The sequence below is a fragment of the Streptomyces sp. STR69 genome (genome assembly GCF_024519455.1).
GTDB lineage: Bacteria > Actinomycetota > Actinomycetes > Streptomycetales > Streptomycetaceae > Streptomyces.
The window spans coordinates 143,943-164,204 of sequence record NZ_JALJRY010000001.1 but is presented as its reverse complement, the minus strand read 5'-3'; the positions used below and the strand labels follow the sequence as shown (position 1 = coordinate 164,204).

The 20,262-nt window shown below is 70.2% G+C and carries 19 protein-coding genes and 2 tRNA genes; 9 read left to right on the top strand and 12 right to left on the bottom strand.

What is annotated here, in order from left to right; translation table 11 throughout:
- Positions 1-37 precede the first annotated feature (37 nt).
- Both OC490_RS00765 and OC490_RS00760 read right to left on the bottom strand, forming a co-directional pair.
- Complete coding sequence (locus tag OC490_RS00765) at positions 38-559, bottom strand: NUDIX hydrolase (protein WP_262055783.1); 522 nt, start codon at positions 557-559, stop codon at positions 38-40.
- The gene (locus tag OC490_RS00760) at positions 556-1,968 is read right to left on the bottom strand and encodes a zinc-dependent metalloprotease (protein WP_019072128.1); all 1,413 of its coding nucleotides are present in this window, start codon (positions 1,966-1,968) and stop codon (positions 556-558) included. The genes OC490_RS00765 and OC490_RS00760 overlap by 4 nt, the downstream gene beginning before the upstream one ends.
- A gap of 192 nt (positions 1,969-2,160) precedes the next feature.
- On the opposite strand from OC490_RS00760, the gene OC490_RS00755 reads away from it, so the two are divergent.
- The 4 genes from OC490_RS00755 (at position 2,161) to OC490_RS00740 (ending at position 5,287) form a co-directional block, all read left to right on the top strand.
- Complete coding sequence (locus OC490_RS00755; protein ID WP_019058329.1) at positions 2,161-3,273, top strand: SDR family oxidoreductase; 1,113 nt, start codon at positions 2,161-2,163, stop codon at positions 3,271-3,273.
- Positions 3,274-3,386: 113 nt separating this feature from the next.
- On the top strand, positions 3,387-3,848 hold the full coding sequence (locus OC490_RS00750) for a molybdenum cofactor biosynthesis protein MoaE (protein WP_262055782.1): 462 nt from the start codon (positions 3,387-3,389) through the stop codon (positions 3,846-3,848).
- Positions 3,849-3,959: 111 nt separating this feature from the next.
- Complete coding sequence (locus OC490_RS00745) at positions 3,960-4,124, top strand: hypothetical protein (protein WP_169389425.1); 165 nt, start codon at positions 3,960-3,962, stop codon at positions 4,122-4,124.
- Positions 4,125-4,189: 65 nt separating this feature from the next.
- A complete protein-coding gene (locus tag OC490_RS00740; RefSeq protein ID WP_262055781.1) occupies positions 4,190-5,287 on the top strand; it encodes a PDZ domain-containing protein in 1,098 nt (365 codons plus the stop codon).
- 124 nt (positions 5,288-5,411) lie between these two features.
- Here the strand turns inward: OC490_RS00740 and OC490_RS00735 are convergent, their stop codons facing one another.
- Positions 5,412-5,954, bottom strand: coding sequence for a PPA1309 family protein (locus OC490_RS00735; protein ID WP_262055780.1), 543 nt, complete (start codon positions 5,952-5,954; stop codon positions 5,412-5,414).
- Positions 5,955-6,128: 174 nt separating this feature from the next.
- On the opposite strand from OC490_RS00735, the gene OC490_RS00730 reads away from it, so the two are divergent.
- The 4 genes from OC490_RS00730 to OC490_RS00715 all read left to right on the top strand — a co-directional run bounded on the left by OC490_RS00730 (position 6,129) and on the right by OC490_RS00715 (position 11,710).
- A complete protein-coding gene (locus OC490_RS00730; protein WP_262056279.1) occupies positions 6,129-9,098 on the top strand; it encodes a UPF0182 family protein in 2,970 nt (989 codons plus the stop codon).
- Positions 9,099-9,158: 60 nt separating this feature from the next.
- Positions 9,159-9,232, top strand: a tRNA-Met gene (locus OC490_RS00725).
- Between the two features lie 206 nt (positions 9,233-9,438).
- Positions 9,439-11,424 carry a tetratricopeptide repeat protein gene (locus OC490_RS00720; protein ID WP_262055779.1) on the top strand — a complete coding sequence of 662 codons (1,986 nt, stop codon included), beginning with the start codon at positions 9,439-9,441 and terminating at the stop codon, positions 11,422-11,424.
- Positions 11,425-11,636: 212 nt separating this feature from the next.
- A tRNA-Met gene (locus OC490_RS00715) sits at positions 11,637-11,710 on the top strand.
- A 48-nt stretch (positions 11,711-11,758) separates the two neighbouring features.
- Here OC490_RS00715 and OC490_RS00710 read toward each other — a convergent pair.
- The 6 genes from OC490_RS00710 to hisN all read right to left on the bottom strand — a co-directional run bounded on the left by OC490_RS00710 (position 11,759) and on the right by hisN (position 16,542).
- The gene (locus OC490_RS00710; protein ID WP_262055778.1) at positions 11,759-12,901 is read right to left on the bottom strand and encodes an ABC transporter substrate-binding protein; all 1,143 of its coding nucleotides are present in this window, start codon (positions 12,899-12,901) and stop codon (positions 11,759-11,761) included.
- A complete protein-coding gene (locus OC490_RS00705) occupies positions 12,898-13,761 on the bottom strand; it encodes an ABC transporter permease (protein ID WP_262055777.1) in 864 nt (287 codons plus the stop codon). The genes OC490_RS00710 and OC490_RS00705 overlap by 4 nt, the downstream gene beginning before the upstream one ends.
- The gene (locus OC490_RS00700) at positions 13,758-14,525 is read right to left on the bottom strand and encodes an ABC transporter ATP-binding protein (protein WP_262055776.1); all 768 of its coding nucleotides are present in this window, start codon (positions 14,523-14,525) and stop codon (positions 13,758-13,760) included. The genes OC490_RS00705 and OC490_RS00700 overlap by 4 nt, the downstream gene beginning before the upstream one ends.
- Before the next feature lie 157 nt (positions 14,526-14,682).
- Complete coding sequence (locus tag OC490_RS00695) at positions 14,683-15,099, bottom strand: Fur family transcriptional regulator (RefSeq protein WP_200689012.1); 417 nt, start codon at positions 15,097-15,099, stop codon at positions 14,683-14,685.
- Between the two features lie 97 nt (positions 15,100-15,196).
- Positions 15,197-15,589, bottom strand: a complete 393-nt coding sequence (locus tag OC490_RS00690) for a cyclic nucleotide-binding/CBS domain-containing protein (RefSeq protein ID WP_262055775.1) — start codon at positions 15,587-15,589, stop codon at positions 15,197-15,199.
- A 152-nt stretch (positions 15,590-15,741) separates the two neighbouring features.
- The gene (gene hisN / locus OC490_RS00685; protein ID WP_019072141.1) at positions 15,742-16,542 is read right to left on the bottom strand and encodes a histidinol-phosphatase; all 801 of its coding nucleotides are present in this window, start codon (positions 16,540-16,542) and stop codon (positions 15,742-15,744) included.
- 226 nt (positions 16,543-16,768) lie between these two features.
- On the opposite strand from hisN, the gene OC490_RS00680 reads away from it, so the two are divergent.
- Complete coding sequence (locus OC490_RS00680) at positions 16,769-17,374, top strand: TetR/AcrR family transcriptional regulator (RefSeq protein ID WP_262055774.1); 606 nt, start codon at positions 16,769-16,771, stop codon at positions 17,372-17,374.
- Positions 17,375-17,376: 2 nt separating this feature from the next.
- On the opposite strand, the gene OC490_RS00675 is transcribed toward OC490_RS00680, so the two are convergent.
- The 3 genes from OC490_RS00675 to aroA all read right to left on the bottom strand — a co-directional run bounded on the left by OC490_RS00675 (position 17,377) and on the right by aroA (position 20,138).
- The gene (locus tag OC490_RS00675; RefSeq protein WP_200710829.1) at positions 17,377-17,700 is read right to left on the bottom strand and encodes a DMT family transporter; all 324 of its coding nucleotides are present in this window, start codon (positions 17,698-17,700) and stop codon (positions 17,377-17,379) included.
- Between the two features lie 86 nt (positions 17,701-17,786).
- Positions 17,787-18,797, bottom strand: coding sequence for a ribosome small subunit-dependent GTPase A (gene rsgA, locus OC490_RS00670; RefSeq protein ID WP_262055773.1), 1,011 nt, complete (start codon positions 18,795-18,797; stop codon positions 17,787-17,789).
- A 12-nt stretch (positions 18,798-18,809) separates the two neighbouring features.
- Positions 18,810-20,138 (bottom strand): 3-phosphoshikimate 1-carboxyvinyltransferase, encoded by a 1,329-nt coding sequence (gene aroA / locus OC490_RS00665; RefSeq protein WP_262055772.1) that lies wholly within the window; start codon positions 20,136-20,138, stop codon positions 18,810-18,812.
- Positions 20,139-20,262: the final 124 nt, after the last annotated feature.

The following is a 20,262-nucleotide window of genomic DNA, read 5'->3' as shown; positions in this document are numbered from 1 at the left end:
TAAGGGGCGCCCGCAAGTGCGGGCGCCCCTTACACGTTCACAGCCCGGCGCGCGTCGCCTCCAGCAGCCGCACGACCGACTCGTCGGCTACGGCCGCCACCTCGTCGTACGCGAACCAGCGCAGCTCCAGGGACTCGTCGCTGATCTCCTGGACGGCGCCGGGGGGTGCCACGACCGCGTACTGGACGTCGTAGTGGAAGTGGCACGGTGCCGGGATGGGATGGAGGTCGAGGCGGACCGGGCCGCCCGGCAGCAGGGTCAGTCCGGTGATGCCGGACTCCTCCCTGGCCTCGCGCAGGGCCGCCGCCTCCAGGGAGATGTCCTCCGGCTCGCAGTGGCCGCCCATCTGGAGCCACATCCGCAGCTTCTTGTGCAGGGTCAGCAGAACGCGACCCTGCACAGGGTCGATCACCAGGGCGCTCGCCGTGACATGTCCGGCGTGGCAGGACTTCCACATGCCGTCCGGGTGAGCGGCCAGGTGGTCCAGGTAGGCCTGGCGCAGGTCCGTCTGGTCCTCGTAGCTCTTCAGTACGAGGACCGCGTCGTCGTACAGGCTCACTCGGTGTCGTCGTCCTTCTTCAGGTCAGGCTTCTCGGCCGCCTCGCCGAGCAGCTTGTCCAGCTCGGAGAAGTCCAGCTGCTCGCGGTGCACGAAGCCGTCCGGGTCGTCCAGGTCGGAGGCCGTCGGCAGCATGTCCGGGTGGGCCCACAGACCGTCACGGCCGTCGACACCGCGCGCGTCCGTGAGCGAGGCCCACAGCCGGGAGGCGTCGCGCAGCCGGCGCGGGCGCAGCTCCAGGCCGATCAGCGTGGCGAACGTCTGCTCGGCGGGACCGCCCGTCGCACGACGGCGCCGCAGGGTCTCGCGGAGCGCGTCGGCCGACGTCAGACGCGGCTTCGCGGCGGCGTGGACCACCGCGTCCACCCAGCCCTCGACGAGCGCCAGAGCCGTCTCCAGACGGGCCAGAGCGGCCTTCTGCTCCGGTGTGTCCTCCGGCTGGAACATGCCCTGCTGAAGGGCGTCCTGCAGCTGCTCCGGGTTCTGCGGGTCGAACTGGCCGACCACGTCCTCCAGCTTGGCGGTGTCGACCTTGATCCCGCGCGCGTACCCGTCGACCGCGCCGTACAGGTGCGAGCGCAGCCACGGCACGTGTGCGAACAGGCGCTGGTGGGCTGCCTCGCGCAGGGCGAGGTAGAGCCGCACCTCCTCCTGCGGAATGCCCAGGTCCTTGCCGAACGCCTCGATGTTCAGCGGCAGCAGCGCGGCCTTGCCGACCGGGCCGAGCGGCAGGCCGATGTCGGTCGAGCCGACGACCTCGCCCGCGAGCACGCCCACGGCCTGCCCGATCTGGGTGCCGAACATGGCGCCGCCCATGGAGCGCATCATGCCGATCAGCGGGCCCGCCATGGCCTGCATCTCCTCCGGCAGGACGTCACCCATGGCCGCGCCGACGCGCTCGGCGACCGGGTCCACGAGCTCCTTCCAGGCAGGCAGGGTCGCCTCGACCCACTCCGCGCGGGACCACGCCACGGCGGAGCCGGCACCGGACGGCAGCGAGGTCGCGTCGTCCAGCCACAGGTCGGCGAGGCGGACGGCCTCCTCGACGGCGCTGCGGTCGGCGGGGCCGATGCTCGCGTCCTTCGTGCCGTCCTGAGTGCCCTGGGAGACCGTCTGGCGGGCGATCTGCTTGGCCATGTCCCAGTTCACCGGACCGCCCTCGTACGAGAGCATCTGCCCCAGCTGCTGGAACGCGGCGCCCAGGTCGTTGGGGTTCAGCGAACCGAACATGGCTGCGAGCGGATTGTCCGCACCGGGGCCGCCAAAGCCCCCGGCACCGGGCAGCCCGCCAAAACCGAACGGGTTGGCCGGTCCCTGACCACCACCGCTCTCCTGGTCCTTCTTCTTGCCCTCGTCGCCGTCGTCCGGCTCCTCCGGCGGAAGGCCGAATCCGAATGGGGTGTCACTCACGGGATTCCTCGGCTGTTAAGGCCGCCGGTTCTCTCCGACGGCACGACTGCCCTTCAACACCACCCAGCGTAGACACCGCGGGCCGATCGGGCCTCGGTGCTTCGCCAAGACCTGGCCTGCGGCAGGATGGATGCCACCTGGTCCGGACGCGTCACGCGCGTCCGTACTGAAGACAACCGCTGGAGACGCCCGGTGAGTTCCCCAGATCCGCAGGTTCGCGCAGCGCGAAACCACTCAACCAGTCCCGCCGTGCGCGGGCCCGTCGTCGCGGTCACCGGCGCCGCGTCCGGGATCGGGGCGCTCCTCACCGAGCGGCTCGCCGCCTCCGAGGAGATCAAGCAGGTCATCGCCATCGACGAGCGGCGCGGCGAGTGCGCGGCGGCCCAGTGGCACATCCTCGACGTACGGGATCCGGCCATCGCGGAGAAGCTGCGCGGCGCCGACGTCGTCGTACATCTGGCGCTGGACCTCGATCTGGAGACCGACCCGGCCGCCCGTTCGGCGTACAACGTGCGGGGGACGCAGACCGTGCTGACGGCTGCCGCGGCGGCCGGTGTCCACCGGGTCGTGCTGTGCACCTCGGCGATGGTCTACGGAGCGCTGCCCGACAACGAACTGCCGCTCTCGGAGGACGCCGAGCTGCGGGCCACCGCGGAGGCCACCGGTGTCGGCGACCTGCTGGAGGTCGAGCGGCTCGCGCGGCGCGCGCCCCGGGCGCATCCCGGGCTCAATGTCACCGTCGTCCGCCCCGGAGTCCTCGTCGGCGGCACCGACACCGCGCTGACCAGGTACTTCGAGTCGCCGCGACTGCTGGTGGTGGCCGGGTCGCGGCCCGCCTGGCAGTTCTGCCATGTCGAGGACCTGTGCAGCGCCCTGGAGTACGCCGTCCTGGAGAAGGTCGAAGGGGAACTCGCCGTCGGCTGCGACGGCTGGCTGGAGCAGGAGGAGGTCGAGGAACTCAGCGGCATCCGGCGCATGGAGCTGCCGTCCGCGGTCGCGCTCGGCGCGGCGGCCCGCCTGCACCGGATCGGACTCACCCCGTCCCCGGCCGGCGACCTGGCGTACACGATGTACCCCTGGGTGGTCAGCGGGAGCCGGCTGCACGACGCGGGCTGGCGGCCCCAGTGGACCAACGAGGAAGTGCTCGCGGAGCTCCTGGAGGAGGTCGCCGGGCGGCACACGGTCGTCGGGCGACGGCTCGGCCGCAAGGACGCGACGGCGGCGGGTGCCGCGGGCGCGACGGTCGCACTGCTCGGCGCGGCGGCGGTCGTACGACGGGCACGGAAGGCCCGGCGCCGGATCTGAGCAGCGCAAGCCGCTAAAACACGTGCTCCTGTAGGACGCTCCAAACATGCACGCGCGCGTGCTTGGTGAAAGTGCTATTCCGCGCTGTCGGCGGGGTGCGGCACGATGGAGGCATGGCACCCACGATCGACCACCCCGGTGAGCAGGCCGCGCAGGATCCCGTCAAGCTGATCGGGATCCGGGAGACGCCGCTCTCCGTGGACGAGGTCTTCCGGGCCGTCGGGGACGACGCGGCCGGTGGGACGGCGCTGTTCGTCGGAACCGTGCGCAATCACGACGGCGGTGCCGACGTCGATCGGCTGGGGTACTCGTGCCACCCCAGTGCCGAGGCCGAGATGCGGCGCATCGCCGAGAAGGTCGTCGCGGACTACCCGGTGCGGGCGCTGGCCGCCGTCCACCGGGTGGGGGAGCTCGGGATCGGGGACCTGGCGGTCGTCGTCGCCGTGTCGTGTCCCCACCGGGGCGAGGCCTTCGAGGCCTGCCGGAAGCTGATCGACGATCTCAAGCACGAGGTGCCGATCTGGAAGCACCAGCAGTTCTCCGACGGCACCGAGGAGTGGGTCGGCGCCTGCTGATGGGCGCTCACCGGTTGCGTAACCGCACCCCTGGCACGAGCGTTGTCAGTGGGGCTGGCTAATCTGCTGATCAGTCGGTTGAGTTCACTCGTCCGGGGTTGGGAGGTCGGCATGGCGGCACTCGCCTGGTTGTTGATTCCGCTGGTGGCCGCGATAGGCGCCGGCCTGTGGGGCAGTTGGGCCAACCGGACCCGCAAGGTACGCAGCGACGGTCCGGAGCTGGACGGCTATGCGCGGTTCCGCGAGGCCATGGAGAAGTCCCACTCGGGCACGTGAAGGGAAGCGTGACCGGAGGGCGGCCCTGACGGTGCGCTGACAGAAGCGTCCCGTACTGTCGTGCCATGCCACGCCGCACCGCGACGATGCTCGCCTCCACCCTGATGCTGATCGCGCTCCTGTGCGCGGGAGTCCTCATCAACGTCCCGTATGCGGAGATGTCACCGGGCCCGACGGTGAACACGCTCGGGGACCACGACGGCGAGCCGGTGCTGCAGATCACCGGGCGCAAGACCTACCCGACGACCGGTCACCTGAACATGACGACGGTCCGGGTCACCAGCGCCGACTACAACATGAACCTCATCGAGGCCGTGTACGGCTGGCTCGCCCACGACGACAAGGTCGTCCCGCACGACACGCTGTACCCGGACGGCAAGACGGAGCAGCAGTCGACCCAGGAGAACGCCGAGGAGTTCAGCCAGTCCCAGGAGAGCGCCAAGGTCGCCGCTCTGGACCAGCTGGGCATCCCGGTGAAGTCCTGGGTGATCGTCTCGACGGTCCTCAAGGACTCCCCGGCCGAGGGCAAGCTGCACGCCGGTGACGTGATCAAGGCCGTCGACGGTACGACGGTGAAGCAGCCCGACGACGTCGCGAAGCTGGTCACCAAGCACAAGCCGGGCGAGAAGGTCGTGTTCACCATCGTGTCGGCCAAGGACCAGGCCGCCGCGGTGAAGGCGAACAAGACGGCGACCGCGACGAAGGACATCACGATCACCACGGCGACCTCCGACGACACCGGTGCCAAGCGCGCCATCGTCGGCATCTCCGCCGGAACCGATCACACGTTCCCGTTCAGCATCGACATCAAGCTGGCCGACGTCGGCGGCCCGAGCGCCGGCCTGATGTTCGCGCTCGGCATCTACGACAAGCTGACCCCGGGCGACCTCACCGGCGGCAAGTTCGTGGCCGGCACCGGCACCATCGACGACACCGGCAAGGTCGGCCCGATCGGCGGTATCTCGATGAAGACCGTCGGCGCGCGCAGCAAGGGCGCCCAGTACTTCCTGACGCCTGCCGAGAACTGCGCGGAGGCCGCCAAGGACACCCCCAGTGGCCTCAGGCTCGTCAAGGTGAACACCATCAAGGACGCGATCAGCGACCTCAAGCTGATCAACAGCGGCAAGACCGCCGACCTCCCGAAGTGCACCACCAAGGGCTGAACAAGCCTCTTCTTTAAGAAGACCTCGCTTTAAGAAGACCTCGCGTACGACTCCGGGGGCGCCCTTGAACCAAAGGGCGCCCCCGGAGTCGTACGAGAAGAACCGGAGCCGTAGGGGGAGGACGTCAGTCCTCGAAGGTCGCCGACAGGGCCTCCGCGAGGCCCGGGACGAGGGCGCCGCCGGTGAGGACCTCCGTGGGGGAGTCCTTCTCGCGCAGCCGCAGGGCCGAGTCGCGGGTGCCGTTGCGCAGGACCGCGACCGTCATCCGGACCTCCTGGCGGTCCGGGTGCTCGGCGACCCACTGGGTGAGTTTCTTCTCGCTGAGCCCTTCCGGGACGGAGGCCTCGGCGGACGGCGGCAGCATCAGCCGCTCGACGGTGAGTGCGCAGCCGGCCACCGCGTCGGGCCAGGCGATCGTGCCGAGGAACTCGTCCAACGGCTTTCCGGCCGGGATCTCCTCCTGCTCGATCGGGGTGAGACCGGTGGTCTCGGGCTCGTCCCGCAGGCCGAGTTGGGCCGCGAGACCGGGCTCCTGGGCCCGCAGTCGCGCGGTGTCTACGAGGGCGAAGAGGCGAGCGGGCTGGTCCCAGCCGAGGCCGGAGGCGTACTCGTCGATCTCCAGTACGGCCCGGGTGAGGGGGTTCGCTGCCATGGGAGTGTTGGACATGGTCACAATCCTGCCTCGTTCATGGCCGGAATCGGGAACCGAGTAAACGGTGAGTAAGTTGCATAGGTGTGGGCCCGCGATCACGCGGGGCTACGGACGGTCCGCGAACCCGGGGGCCTGACGCAACGACAGCGACCAACAGCGAACTTCGAGGTGCGCACCTTGGCTTTCCAGATGCCGGACCGCGGCGGAGGCCCGCAAGGGCCGCGGATCAGAGTGGGCCGCCCGTCCCGGCGTGTCCGGACTTTGCTCATGACACTGGGCGTCCTTGCCGTACTCGGCATGGCGTTCACGATGTTCGCGGGCTTCTGGACGGACTGGCTCTGGTACCGGTCGGTGCATTACTCGTCCGTGTTCACCACCACCCTGTCGACCAAGATCGGCCTGTTCTTCGTCTTCGGCCTGCTGATGGCGGCCGCCGTGGGCGTGAACATCTGGCTGGCGCACCGCCTGCGCCCGCCGCTCAGCGCCATGTCGATGGAGCAGCAGAGCCTCGACCGCTACCGCATGGGCATCGCGCCGTACAAGAAGTGGCTGCTGCTGGCGATCACCTCTCTTGTCGGGCTGATCGCGGGCGCCTCGGCGTCCAGCCAGTGGCGGGTCTGGCTGATGTGGGTCAACGGCGTGCCCTTCCACCAGAAGGACCCGCAGTTCCATCTCGACGTCTCCTTCTACGCCTTCGACCTGCCCTGGTACCGCTTCCTGCTCGGCTTCGGCTTCGCCGCCGCGATCCTCTCGCTGCTCGCCGCCGCGCTGACGCACTACCTGTACGGCGGCCTGCGGATCACCAGCCCGGGCGCGCGCGCCACGGCCGCCGCCACCGGCCATCTGTCGGTGCTGCTCGGCATCTTCGTCGCCCTCAAGGCGGTCGCCTACTGGCTCGACCGCTACGGACTCGCGGTCAAATCCAGCGACTTCAAGGCGACCGGTGACTGGACGGGTCTCAGATACGTCGACGCGAACGCGTATCTGCCGGCCAAGACGATCCTGTTCTGCATCGCCGTCATCTGCGCGCTGTTGTTCTTCGCCACCCTGTGGCGGCGCACCTGGCAGCTGCCCGTCATCGGCTTCGGCCTGATGGTGCTCTCCGCGATCCTCATCGGCGGCCTGTACCCGGCGATCGTCCAGAAGTTCACGGTCCAGCCCAACGAGCAGGCCAAGGAAGCCCCGTACGTCCAGAAGAACCTCAAGGCGACGCGCGAGGCCTACGGCATCGACGACACCAAGGTCACGGAGTACTCGGGGACGAGCACCACCAAGGACAAGACCAAGCTCCGCGCGGACGTCGACTCCACGGCGAGCATCCGGATCGTGGACCCGAACGTCGTGTCGCCCACGTTCCAGCAACTCCAGCAGATCAGGAACTACTACGCGTTCCCGACCAACCTGGATGTCGACCGCTACACCGAGGACGGCAAGGACCAGGACACGGTCATCGGGCTGCGCGAGCTGAACCTCAACGGCATCCCGAAGAACAACTGGATCAACGACCACTTCCGCTACACGCACGGCTACGGCGTGGTCGCCGCCAAGGGCACCGAGGTCGACTCCGAGGGGCGTCCGGTCTTCACCGAGTCCGACCTCCCGTCCTCGGGTGACCTCGGCAAGTACGAGCAGCAGATCTACTACGGCGAGAAGACCACCACGTACTCGATCGTCGGCGGTCCCCAGAAGGAGATCGACTACTCCGACGACAGCGGCGAGAAGACCACCAGTTACACGGGCAAGAGCGGGGTCAACCTCTCCAACCCGCTCAACCGGGCCGCGTACGCGGTGGCGTTCAACGAGCCGCAGATCCTCTACTCCGGTGCGATCGGCGAGGGTTCGCGGATCCTGTACAACCGCACGCCCAAGGAGCGCGTCGAGGCGGTGGCGCCCTGGCTGACCATCGACGGCGACGCCTACCCGGCGGTCGTGGACGGCCACATCCAGTGGATCGTCGACGCGTACACCACCAGCAACGGATACCCGTACGCCTCCCGGACGACCCTCGGGGACACCACGGCCGACTCGCTCACCGCGACCAACAACAACCGCGCGGTGGTGGCCCAGCAGAACCAGGTCAACTACATCCGCAACTCGGTGAAGGCGACCGTCGACGCGTACACCGGTCAGGTCAAGCTCTACCAGTGGGACACCGAGGACCCGGTCCTGAAGACCTGGATGAAGGCGTTCCCCGGCACGGTCGAGCCCAGGACGGACATCTCGGCCTCGCTGATGGCCCATCTCCGGTACCCGCAGGACCTGTTCAAGGTCCAGCGCGAACTGCTCACCCGCTACCACGTGACGGACGCGCAGACGTTCCTCAGCGGCAGCGAGGTGTGGCAGGGGCCGGACGACCCGACCAACAAGTCGGGCAGCGCGGTGCCGCCGTACTACCTGAGCATGAAGATGCCCGACCAGAGCTCGCAGGCGTTCTCCCTGACGACGACGTTCACGCCGAACGGGAGAGACAACCTCAGCGCCTTCATGGCGGTCGACTCCGAGGCGGGCAGCCCCGACTACGGCAAGATCAGAATCCTGAAACTGCCGACCAGTACGACCGTCGGCGGCCCTAAACAGGTGCAGAGCGCCTTCAACTCCCAACAGGACATCGCCGAATCCATCAAGCTGCTCAAGGGCGGCGACTCCGACATCGAGTACGGCAACCTGCTGACGGTGCCGCTCGACGGAGGACTGCTCTACGTGGAGCCCGTCTACGTACGCGGTGGTGGACTCAAGTACCCGCTCCTGCGCAAGGTGTTGGTGGCCTACGGCAACAAGACCGCCTTCGAGGACACGCTGGACGAGGGGCTCAACAAGGTCTTCGGAGCGGAGACCACGACCACGCCACCGGATACCGGCACCACCACTCCACCGACATCCAGCAATCCAACGGTCCAACAGGCCCTGACCGACGCCCAGAAGGCCTTCGACGCGGGGCAACAGGCCCTGAAGAAGGGCGACTGGGAGGCGTACGGGCAGGCGCAGAAGGATCTGCAGGCCGCGCTGAAGCGGGCCGAGGCCGCGCAGGCCGCGGCGGCCAAGGGCAAGAGCACCACGAGCCCGAGCAGCAGCCCGAGTCCGAGCAGTAGTCCAAGTACCAGTAGTAGTCCAAGTACCAGCAGTAGTCCGAGTCCTAGCGGCAGCACCGCCAGCGGGTAGCACCGTCGGCCGACAGGGAAAAAGCCCACCTCACGCCGTGGTACGGTTGCAACACAACGGCGCGGGGTGGAGCAGCTCGGTAGCTCGCTGGGCTCATAACCCAGAGGTCGCAGGTTCAAATCCTGTCCCCGCTACTGATCGCGAAGGCCCGGATCCTTTCAAGGATCCGGGCCTTCGCGCTGTGCGAACGCATGTGCCGACGAGGGTGACGGCCGTGGCGCCGGGGGGACTTGGTGAAACCGTGTTTCGCTTGTCTCTCTGTGGGCATGTCGACAAAACGCTGTAGAGACCTCACTGGCTGCGGTATACCAGGTGTACCCAGGTTGCAGGTGGTGCGACGATGGACGTTATGGGGGACAAGGCAACTCTGTTGGATACAGGGCGTTTTGTGCAGCCTTCCGGCCGGGACGAGACCGGTGAGGGGGAGGCTGTCGACGAGGCACGTACACGGCTCGCCGCGCAGGCCGGCGAAGTCGAGGCGATGAGTGTCCTCGGAGCGATGCTGCTGCGCCGCGGTGATCTCGACGGAGCCGAGCCCCTGCTGCGTGCCGCCACCGCCGAGGGCGACCGGGCCGCGGCCAACAACCTGGGCGTCCTCCTCCACCAGCGCGGATACACCGACGACGCCGCCGGCTGGTGGCGGATCGCCGCCGTGGCCGGTTCCGCCGCCGCCGCGCACGCGCTCGGCCGGTACCACCGCGAGCGCGGCGACGAACCCGCCGCCGAGTACTGGCTGCGCCAGTCCGCCGAGCAGGGCCACGCGCTCGGCGCGTACGCGCTCGCCGACCTGCTGGAGCACCGCGGGGACACCGCGGCCGAGCAGTGGATGCGGTCCGCCGCGGAGCGCGGACACCGCGAGGCCGCGTACCGGCTGGCGCGCGTCCTCGATCGGCGGGCGCCGCACGAGGACGAATACGGGGACGGGCACGGGCTCGGAGACGGTCACGGGTATGGCGAGAGGGCCGGTGGTCGGCGCCGGATCGAGGATGAGGAAAAGGCCGGCGGCGGGAACAGGGCCGGCGGTCGGAGCGGCGGCGAGGGCGGGAGTGGGGCTGACGGCGGTGCCGGATCGGCCTCCGGAGGCCCCGCGGTCTCCGAGGCCTCCGCGCCCCCGGTTCCCGGCGACGAAGCCGAGCAGTGGTACCGGCAGGCCGCCGCGCGTGGGCATCAGCGGGCCGCGCTGCAACTCGGGGCGATCCTGGAGAAGCGGGGCGAGCTCAAGGAGGCCGGGCGCTGGTATCTGACGTCCGCCAAGGACGGCGAGGCCCGTGCCGCCTGCGCGCTCGGGTTCCTGCTGCGCGACGCCGGCGACACCGAGAGCGCCGCCGTGTGGTGGCTGCGCGCCGCCCAGGACGGCGACGGCAACGCGGCCAACGCGCTGGGCGCGCTGCACGCCGAGCGCGGCGAGACACAGACCGCCGAGCGGTGGTACCGGGCCGCGATGGACGCCGGTGACGTGAACGGCGCGTACAACCTCGGTCTGCTCTGCGCCGAGCAGGCGCGTACCGCACAGGCCGAGCAGTGGTACCGGCGCGCGGCCTACGCCGGGCACCGCGAGGCGGCCAACGCGCTCGCCGTGCTGCTGCTCCAGGGCGGCGACGCGACCGGTGCCGAGCCGTGGTTCTCCAAGGCCGCGGAGGCCGGCAGCGTGGACGCGGCCTTCAACCTCGGGATTCTCTTCGCCGGGCGCGGCGCGGAGGCGGTCGCGCTGCCCTGGTACGAGCGGGCTGCTGCGGCCGGGCACACCGAGGCGGCGCTGCAGGTCGGGATCGCCCGCCTGCGGGACGGCGACGAGCGGGAGGCCGAACGGCATCTGCGGTGCGCCGCAGGCGGGGGGAGCGCGGAGGCGGCGTACCGGCTGGCCTCGGTGCTCGACGCGCGGCGACCGCCGACGCCCGCGCACGAACTGGGTGAGCAGGTGCACGAGAAGACCGAGTGCGAGGAGTGGTACGAGCGGGCGGCCTCCCAGGGGCACCGGCGTGCCCAGGTGCGGGTCGGGATGCTGTCCGCTGCGCGCGGCGATGTGGTCGAGGCGGCCCGGTGGTACCGGGAGGCGGCCGAGGCCGGGTCGCGCAACGGTGCCTTCAATCTCGGGCTGTTGCTGGCCCGGGAGGGGAGTGAGCCGGAGGCGGCGGTGTGGTGGGCGCGGGCCGCTGACGCGGGGCACGGGCGGGCGGCGTTGCGGCTGGCCCTGGTTTACGCGCGTCGCGGGGAGCTGGCGGAGGGGCAGCGGTGGGCCGATCGGGCCGTGTCCCTGGGGCCCTCTGAGGTGTCGGAGCGGGCAGCTCGGCTGCGGGATGCCTTGCGGCAGGAGCTGACGGCGTAGGGGTGGGCGTGTTTTTCGCCCCCGCCGCCCCTATCCGTCCCGTCCCTGGGGGCTGCCGCCCCCAGACCCCTGCTTCGGCCTGGACGGCCTCGTCCTCAAACGCCGGACGGGCTGGGCGGTGCCGGACCGGGCTGCGAAGTGAAGGGCGCTGACCTGCGCTGTTAAACGATTTGCTTCTTGCTGTACCGCTGACGTAACGTTGCATTCAACGGCGCGGGGTGGAGCAGCTCGGTAGCTCGCTGGGCTCATAACCCAGAGGTCGCAGGTTCAAATCCTGTCCCCGCTACTGAAGGCCGAGGGCCGGAATCCGAAAGGGTTCCGGCCCTCGGTGTTTCTACGGCTGGTGGCCCACCGCCTCCTCGTACAGCGAGCGGTCCACGGTCCGTGACTCCGGGAGTGCAGCTCCCTTCGACACCCCTGCTGCCTTGTAAGCGGCCTGCAATCGTGTCGTCGTTCCCGCGCGGATCTCCCAGTCCATGGTGAGCGACGGGGTCGACTTCAGGACCGTCTCGTCCGTCTTCAGGAGCTTCGCGAGGTACGCGACGAAGGTGGGGTCGCTCTTGTAGTCGCCCGCGAAGTACGTGTTCACCGTGCGGATGTAGGCCCGGAGGAGGGCCACGCCGGCGTCCACGTCGTCGTGCAGGAGGCTGCGGCCGTACAGCATGCCGCCCAGGGGCTCGCCGAGGGGCTGGCCGCCCAGGAAGGCGTACTGGGGGTTGCCGTCGACCTTGCGCCAGACCGGGTCCAGGAGCCAGGCGGAGTCGACGCCGCCGTTCTGGAGGGCGGTGAGGACGTCGGCCGAACCGAGCTGTTGGTACCGGATCTTGTCGAGGCCGCCGCCGTGGGTCGCGAGGGCCTTCTCCATGGGGTATGCGATCACCGAGCCCTTGCCGATCATCGTGCCCATCCTGCGGCCCGCCATCCGGACGTCCGCCGCCGCCTCGCCCTTCTTCAGCTTCACCCACAGACCGCTCTTCGACCCGGGGCCGGGTGAGAAGTTCCCGGCGACCCACTTGATGTCGAAGCCGCCCTCGACGCCGTTCATGACGGCCGCCTCCGGGGCCGCCCACATCGCGTCGATGTCCCCCTTTGCGAGAAGGGGGAGCGCGTCCGGGGTCGGCAGCACCTTGAGCGTGACGTCCAGGCCCTCCTCCTTGAACTCGCCCTTGTCCAGGGCGACTTCGAGCGGGGCGACATACTCCGCGCTCAGTGTTCCGGTCGCGATCGTCACCTTCCGGGTCTTGGGGAGGGGCTGCGCGGAGGGGGCGAGCGGCAGACAGCGGGCCGGGACGCGGGTGGGGGAGAGGTCCGCCGGGTCCGTCCAGGACGACTTGCCGCAGCCCTCCACGGGCTTGATGGCGCGGTTGCCCACGGTCGCGCCCGAAGCCCCGGAGTCGTCCGAGTACTTCGACGAGCAGCCCGCCGACACCAACACCGCCGCCACGACGACCACCGCACCGTACGCACGCCTGCTCATGACTGCCCCCGTCCACGGTCCCGCGGTGCCCACGGTGTGAGCAACCGGCCTGCCACACGCACCAGTTCGGAGAAGACGACACCCAGGACCGCGACGCACACGATGCCGACGAACATCACGTCGTTCTCGAACAGCGCGCGGGAGTCGAAGATCAGATGGCCCAGGCCGTTCGTCGCGGCGATCTGTTCCGAGGCGACGATGACCAGGACGGCCACGCCCGCCGCGATCCGCGCGCCCACCAGGACCGCGGGGAGGGAGGCGGGCAGCAGGACATGGCGGAACATCTGCCAGGGGGAGACGCCGAAGACCTGGCCCGCGTCGCGATGTCCGGAGGGGATCGCGATGACCGCCGACATCGTCGAGATCCACACGAAGAAGAACACCGTGGCGGCCACCAGGGCCAGTTGGGGGCCCTCGCCCAGGCCGAACATGTTCAGGAAGATCGGCAGTAGAGCCAGTTTCGGTACGACGTACAGGGCGTCCAACAGCGGTTCCAGCGCGGCCCGGACGAGGGAGAGGGAGCCCATCAGCAGGCCGAGGGCGTAGCCGGCCGCCGTACCGATCGTGTAGCCGCCCAGGACGCGCCGGGTGGTGGCCCACACGTCCGGCCACAGGTCGCCGGCGGTGGCCCGGTCCCAGCCGTCGGAGAGGATCGTGGAGGGGGCCGGGTAGACGCGGGGGTCGATCCAGCCCTGGGTGGCGGCCAGTTGCCACCACAGGATCAGGGCGAGCGGTACGGCCACGGCGAGGGACAGTTCCAGTGCGCGCCGCCGACGGTGGGTGCGTATCGGATGGAGTTCGTGCGGGCCGGGGCGGCGGACCAGGACCGATTCCTCGCGGTCGGGGGCGATCGTGGTCATGCGGGCACCGCCTCCTTGCGCAGCAGTTCCCACAACTCGCTCTTCAGGGCGGTGAATTCGGGGGTGTCGCGGATGTCGCCGGTGCGTGGGCGCGGGAACGGCGGACGGTGTTCGGCGATGATCCGGCCCGGGCGCGCGGACATCACCAGCACGCGGTCGCCGAGCACGAGCGCCTCCTCCAGGCTGTGCGTGATGAAGAGGGTCGTGGTGCGCAACGCCTGGGTGATCTCCAGCAGTTCGTCCTGGAGGATCGTGCGGAGCTGGGCGTCGAGGGCGGCGAACGGCTCGTCCATCAGCAGGAGTTCGGGTTCTACGGCGAGTGCGCGGGCGATGGCGACCCGTTGGCGCATGCCGCCGGAGAGGGTCGCGGGGTAGGCGCGCGCGAAGTCGTCGAGGCCCATGCGGGTCAGCCACTCGTCGGCACGGGCGTTGGCCTCGCGGCGCGGGACGCGCTGGATGTCCAGGCCGAAACGGACGTTGGCGCGGACCGACTTCCAGTCGTAGATGCCGTAGTCCTGGAAGATCATGGCCGCCGGGCGGGGGCTCTTCGTGCGGATCTCCAGGGTGCCCGTGCTGGGGCGCAGCAGGCCCGCGGCGATGCGGAGGAGGGTGGATTTTCCGCAGCCGGACGGACCGACCAGGCAGACGAACTCGCCGGGGGCGACGGTGAGTTCGAGCGGGCCGAGGGCGTGGACCCGGTGCGGGGCGCGGCCGAAGGCGCGGGTCAATTGGGTGGCGTGGAGTTTTGGGTGCGGGGCTCCCACGGTTGCTCCTTGCGGAGTTCGGTACGGGTGTCAGTACGGGTGGGGGTGGGGGGTGCCGCACGACGATATGACGGACCGTCAGTTTCGGGAAGCCTGTAGACAGCACAAAGCCCCGGCGTCCGTGTCGAACGGATGCCGGGGCCGGTGGGAGGACGTGCTATGCGCTCGCGCAGTTCGGGCACAGCCCGCGGTATGTCACCTCGACGTCCGAGACCGTGAAGCCGAAGCGCTCCGAGTCGGGGAGGTCGGCGAGGGGGTTCCCGCCGGGGTGGACGTCACGGATCTGGCCGCAGTTGGCGCAGACCAGGTGGTGGTGCGGGCTGTGCGCGTTCGGGTCGTAGCGCTTGGCCCGCTTGTCCGTGGCGACTTCGAGGACCTCGCCGAGGGAGACCAGCTCGCCGAGGGTGTTGTAGACCGTCGCCCGGGAGATCTCGGGCAGCTTGGCCACGGCGCGGGAGTGGACCTCGTCGGCGGTCAGGTGGACGTGGTCGCCGTCGAGCACTTCGGCCACGACGCGCCGCTGTGCGGTCATCCGCCATCCGCGTCCGCGCAGCCGCTCCAGAAGGTCACTCATGCAGGCCAGCCTAACAGCAACGTGACCAGTTCCCGAATGGGTGTGACTTTGGAGTTCTGCTGGATTTGGACTGGATCCAACCGGGCTGGCGCGGTCGTCAGGCCGGTACCTGCTGCCGTGCGGGCGCCCAGCAGCGGATGATGTCGCGGACCGAGACGATGCCCGCGGGCTCGGCGCGTTCCAGGACGATGAGATGGCGGAAGCCGCCGTGGGCCATCGCGCTCGCCGCGTCCTCCAGGGTCCAGGCCGGGGTGGCGAACACGACGTCGGTGGTGGTGTGGGCGTGGGCGCGCTCGGTGTCCGGGTTCTGGCCCTTGCCGAGCGAGTTGAGGATGTCCCGTTCGGTGAGGATGCCGATGCCGCCGGCGTCCGGATCGAGGACCACGGCCGCGCCGACATGGCGCGAGGACATCAGGGCGGCTGCCTGGCGGAGGGTGTGGGCGGGGCCGATGGTGAGGACCACCGTGCTCATGGCGTCGCGGACCAGCATGGGATGAGGCCACCTCCTAGGGAATCCGGGTCCGATAGTTACCGGATTCACAAGTTCACAAGTGGGGGGACTCTCAGAGTCGCAGGTAAAGCACGGGTCAACAAGAGGGCGCGCGCGCTCGGTTGGGGGCGTGTGCAGGCGTCCCGTGGTGCTCAGTAGCGCATGTTGAGATACCCCAGGAACTCGTCGTGCAGGATGCCGTTCGACGCCGCCGCGTTGCCGCTGTGCGGGCCCGGGCGGCCGTCGAGGCCCGTGAAGGTGCCGCCGGCCTCGGTGACGATGATCGCGTTGGCGGCCATGTCCCACAGGGAGAGTTCGGGTTCGGCGCAGATGTCGACGGAGCCCTCGGCGACCATCATGTAGGGCCAGAAGTCGCCGTACGCGCGCGTGCGCCACACCTCGCGGGTCAGGTCCAGGAAGCCGCCGAGGCGGCCCTGGTCCTCCCAGCCGGTGAGCGAGGAGTACGCGAAGGAGGCGTCCGTCAGCTTCGAGACCTGGGAGACGCGCAGCCGGGACGCGGAGGACAGGCTGCGCCCGGTGTAGGCGCCGTGGCCCTTCGCGGCCCACCAGCGGCGGCCCAGCGCGGGCGCGGAGACCAGGCCGACGACGGGCTGGTAGCCGCCCTCCGCCGCCTCCGTCAGGGAGATCAGCGTGGCCCACACCGGGACGCCGCGCACGTAGTTCTTGGTGCCGTCGATCGGGTCGATCACCCAGCGGCGGGGGCCGGTGCCCTCGACGCCGTACTCCTCGCCGATGACCGCGTCACGCGGGCGGGCGCGCTGCAGATGGCCGCGGATGAGTTCCTCGGCGGCCTTGTCCGCCTCGCTGACCGGAGTCATGTCCGGCTTGGTCTCGACCTTGAGATCGAGCGCCTTGAACCGGGCGGTCGTCGCGGCGTCGGCGGCGTCCGCGAGGACGTGGGCGAGGCGCAGGTCATCGTGATAGTCGGCCATGCGTGAACCGTATCTTCAGGGGTCGGCGCGGGGCTACAGGGTCCGGTGGGCGAAACGGGAGGTGGGAGCCTCCAGGAGAGCGCCCCGGCCGGCCCCGACCCACGGCGACCGGCCCAACTCCCGCGCGCAATGGCCGAAGTGCGCCCCCCGGCGCAGCCGCGAACCCTTGACAGTGCTCCCGTGCGCGTCAAATCTGGGCGCAGAGCCGCTCGTCCCCGGGAGGCGAATGATGCCTGCAGCGCGGGAATCCCTGTTGGACGCCGCCTATACGGCGCTGGCACGCAGGTCCTGGTCCACCGTACGGATGGTGGACGTGGCCGCCGCGGCCGGAGTGTCCCGGCAGACGCTGTACAACGAGTTCGGCAGCAAGGAGGGGCTCGCGCGAGCGCTGGTCAGAAGGGAGGCCGACGGCTATCTCGTCGGCGTCGACCGGGCCCTCGGCGCCCATGCCGACGCCCGTGAGCGGCTGACCGCGACCGCCGAGTGGACCGCGTCGGCGGCCCGCGAGAACGCGCTGGTACGGGCCATGCTCACCGGCTGCTGGAGCGAACGGCTGCCCTCACCGACCCTGTCCGCGGTGCCGTCCTCCTCCGCCGTACCGGCACAGCGCCGGGCGGACGGACCGCTGCCCTCGCCCGGTGACTTCGTGGCCGTCGTCCGCGACCGTGCCGTGGCCGCGCTCGCGGGGCCCGGCCCGGCCCGGCCGGACACCGCCGACCTGACCCGCTCCTGCGAACTCGTCGTGCGGCTCGCCCTGTCCTGCGTGGCGGCGCCACCTGGTGAGGGCGGCGTCGGCGAACTGGTGCGCAGCGCGCTGGGCGCGGCCAAATAGCCTCAGTGCGCGGAACCGGACAGCTGGAGTCCGATCACGCCGACGATGACGAAGCTGATCGACACGAGCTTCAGCGTCGACACCAGGTCGCCGAGGAAGACCATGCCGTAGATCGCGGTACCGGCCGCGCCGATGCCGGTCCACACGGCGTAGGCGGGGCCCACGTCGAGCTTCCGCAGCGAGAGGGTGAGGAGACCGAAGCTGCCCAGGGCGAAGGCGCAGAAGGCGACCGTCGGCCACAGGCGCGTGAAGCCGTGCGACAGCTTCAGGCACACGGCGAACCCGGTCTCCAGAATTCCGGCCACGACAACCAGCAGCCACGCCATGTGCTGTCCTCCCGTTTGTCCGGCTCGGTGCGATTATGCACTTACCGAACTTGAGTCCCCACAAACACGCGGTGGTCAGCCGGTGATCAGTCGCCCTCGGTCCGCTCCCGGGTGGCCAGCAGCCGCCGTAGCGAATAGAGCCGCTGCGGGTCCGCGTGGCCGTCGGCCACCCACTGGTCCAGGGCGCAGTCCGGCTCGTCGTGGCTGCACGCGCGCGGGCAGTCGACCGTGCCGGGCTCCAGGTCGGGGAAGGCCTTGATGACCCGGGACGGGTCCACGTGGTGCAGGCCGAAGGAACGCACGCCCGGGGTGTCCACGACCCAGCCCGAGTCGTCCGGCAGCGGGATCGCGCGTGCCGAGGTCGTGGTGTGCCGGCCGCGCCCGGTGACGGCGTTGACGATGCCGGTGCTGCGCCGCCGCTCCAGCGAGACCAGCGCGTTCACGAGGGTCGTCTTGCCGACACCGGAGTGCCCGACGAACGCGGTGATCTTGCCGTCGAGCTGCTTGCGCACCCGCTCCACCGCGCTGCCGTTCTCCAGCTCCTCGCGGCTCGTCACGACGTACGGGACGCCCAACGCGCCGTACAGCTCAAGGAGTTCGTCGGGCGACGCGAGGTCCGACTTGGTCAGGACGAGCAGCGGGTCGAGGCCGCCGTCGTAGGCCGCCACCAGGCAGCGGTCGATGAGGCGCGGGCGCGGCTCGGGGTCGGCGAGGGCCGTGACGATGGCCAGCTGGTCGGCGTTGGCGACGACCACGCGCTCGTACGGGTCGTCGTCGTCGGCCGTGCGGCGCAGCACGGAGGTGCGCGGCTCGATGCGGATGATGCGGGCGAGGGTGTCCTTGTCGCCGGACAGGTCGCCGATGATGCCGACCCGGTCGCCGACCACCGCCGCCTTCCGGCCCAGTTCGCGGGCCTTGACCGCCATCACGACCCGGTCCTCGACCAGACAGGTCAGGCGGCCCCGGTCGACGGTGAGGACCATGCCCTCGACCGCCTCCTCGTGCTTGGGGCGGATGTTCGTACGCGGCCGGTTGCCCTTGCGGTTCGGGCGCTGGCGGATGTCGTCCTCGTCGGTGTTCTTGCCGTAGCGGCGCATGGCGTGAGTCCCCTACGCCCCATCGCTCCCGAGCATCCCGGTCCACAGGTCGGGAAAGTCCGGGAGGGTCTTCGCGGTCGTCGCCACGTTCTCGATCTGCACACCCTCGACCGCGAGGCCGATGATCGCCCCGGCCGTCGCCATCCGGTGGTCCTCGTAGGTGTGGAAGATCCCGCCGTGCAGGCGGCGCGGGCGGATGTGCAGACCGTCGGCGGTCTCGGTCACATCGCCGCCCAGCTCGTTGATCTCCTTGGTGAGCGCGGCCAGCCGGTCCGTCTCGTGCAGCCGGAGATGCGAGACGCCCCGGAGCGTGGACGGCGAGTCCGCGAGGGCGGCCACGGCCGCGATGCCCGGGGTCAGCTCGCCGACCTCACTCAGGTCCACATCGATACCGTGGATCGCACCCGAACCGGTGAACTCCAGCCCGTACTCGGTGAGTTCGCAGGAACCACCCATCTCGGTGAAGATCTCCCGCAGCCGGTCACCGGGCTGCGTCGTCCGCGTCGGCCAGTCCGGTACGACGACCTTGCCGCCGGCCACCAGCGCCGCCGCGAGGAACGGCTGCGCGTTGGACAGATCCGGCTCCACCGTCAGGTCCCGGCCCAGCAGCGCGCCCGGGGTCACCCGCCAGACGTTCGGCTCGCCGCCCGACTCCGGAGTGTCCACCTGGGCGCCGACCGCGCGCAGCATGTCGACGGTCATGCGGATGTGCGGGAGGGAGGGCAGCGAGGAACCGATGTGGCGGACCTCGACGCCCATGTTGAAGCGGGGGCCCGAGAGAAGGAGCGCCGACACGAACTGCGACGAGGACGACGCGTCGATCTCCACCGGGCCGCCGTCCAGCGCGCCCCCGCCGTGCACCGTCAGGGGCAGCGCGCCCCGGCCGTCGTCGTCGATGCGGGCGCCTAGTACGCGCAGGGCGTCGATGACGCCGTTCAGGGGGCGTTCGTACGACCTCGGGTCGCCGTCGAAGCGGATGGGGCCGTCGGCGAGCGCGGCGACGGGGGGGAGGAAGCGCATCACGGTGCCCGCGTTGCCGACGTCTACCGTGGCCGGGCCGTGCAGGCCCGAGGGGATGACCCGCCAGAACTCGCCGGAGCCCTTTTCCGTCCCTACGCCTTCCTCGATGCCCACGCCCATCGCGCGCAGGGCGCCGGCCATGAGGAGGGTGTCCCGGGAGCGGAGGGGGCGGCGCAGCCAGCCCGGTTCGCTGGCGAGGGCGGCGAGGACCAGGGCGCGGTTGGTGACGGACTTGGACCCCGGGACGTGAACCGTCGCGTCGACGGCTCCGCGCGCGTGGGGAGCGGGCCAGAGGGCGGTTTGGTCGTTGTTCGGGGCCATGTGACCCACTGTATAAGTAGGCCGTCTTTCGGGTGCTGCGCCGTCGTGGCTGGTCGCGCCCGCGCGGCGGAGCCGCAAATAGACACAGCCCCGCGCCCCTGGTGACGTGCCCCTCCGGGGCTTG

Excerpts from the sequence above, each read along its gene's own strand:
- OC490_RS00675 (WP_200710829.1), bottom strand. The coding sequence starts at position 17,700 with ATGGCGTGGCTGCTGGTTGTCGTGGCCGGAATTCTGGAGACCGGGTTC.
- OC490_RS00730 (WP_262056279.1), top strand. The coding sequence starts at position 6,129 with ATGCCGGACCGCGGCGGAGGCCCGCAAGGGCCGCGGATCAGAGTGGGC.
- aroA (WP_262055772.1), bottom strand. The coding sequence starts at position 20,138 with ATGGCCCCGAACAACGACCAAACCGCCCTCTGGCCCGCTCCCCACGCG.
- OC490_RS00745 (WP_169389425.1), top strand. The coding sequence starts at position 3,960 with ATGGCGGCACTCGCCTGGTTGTTGATTCCGCTGGTGGCCGCGATAGGC.
- OC490_RS00695 (WP_200689012.1), bottom strand. The coding sequence starts at position 15,099 with ATGAGTGACCTTCTGGAGCGGCTGCGCGGACGCGGATGGCGGATGACC.
- rsgA (WP_262055773.1), bottom strand. The coding sequence starts at position 18,797 with ATGCGCCGCTACGGCAAGAACACCGACGAGGACGACATCCGCCAGCGC.
- OC490_RS00740 (WP_262055781.1), top strand. The coding sequence starts at position 4,190 with ATGCCACGCCGCACCGCGACGATGCTCGCCTCCACCCTGATGCTGATC.
- OC490_RS00690 (WP_262055775.1), bottom strand. The coding sequence starts at position 15,589 with ATGCTGGTCCGCGACGCCATGAGCACGGTGGTCCTCACCATCGGCCCC.
- hisN (WP_019072141.1), bottom strand. The coding sequence starts at position 16,542 with ATGGCCGACTATCACGATGACCTGCGCCTCGCCCACGTCCTCGCGGAC.
- OC490_RS00710 (WP_262055778.1), bottom strand. The coding sequence starts at position 12,901 with ATGAGCAGGCGTGCGTACGGTGCGGTGGTCGTCGTGGCGGCGGTGTTG.
- OC490_RS00680 (WP_262055774.1), top strand. The coding sequence starts at position 16,769 with ATGATGCCTGCAGCGCGGGAATCCCTGTTGGACGCCGCCTATACGGCG.
- OC490_RS00735 (WP_262055780.1), bottom strand. The coding sequence starts at position 5,954 with ATGTCCAACACTCCCATGGCAGCGAACCCCCTCACCCGGGCCGTACTG.
- OC490_RS00750 (WP_262055782.1), top strand. The coding sequence starts at position 3,387 with ATGGCACCCACGATCGACCACCCCGGTGAGCAGGCCGCGCAGGATCCC.
- OC490_RS00720 (WP_262055779.1), top strand. The coding sequence starts at position 9,439 with ATGGACGTTATGGGGGACAAGGCAACTCTGTTGGATACAGGGCGTTTT.
- OC490_RS00705 (WP_262055777.1), bottom strand. The coding sequence starts at position 13,761 with ATGACCACGATCGCCCCCGACCGCGAGGAATCGGTCCTGGTCCGCCGC.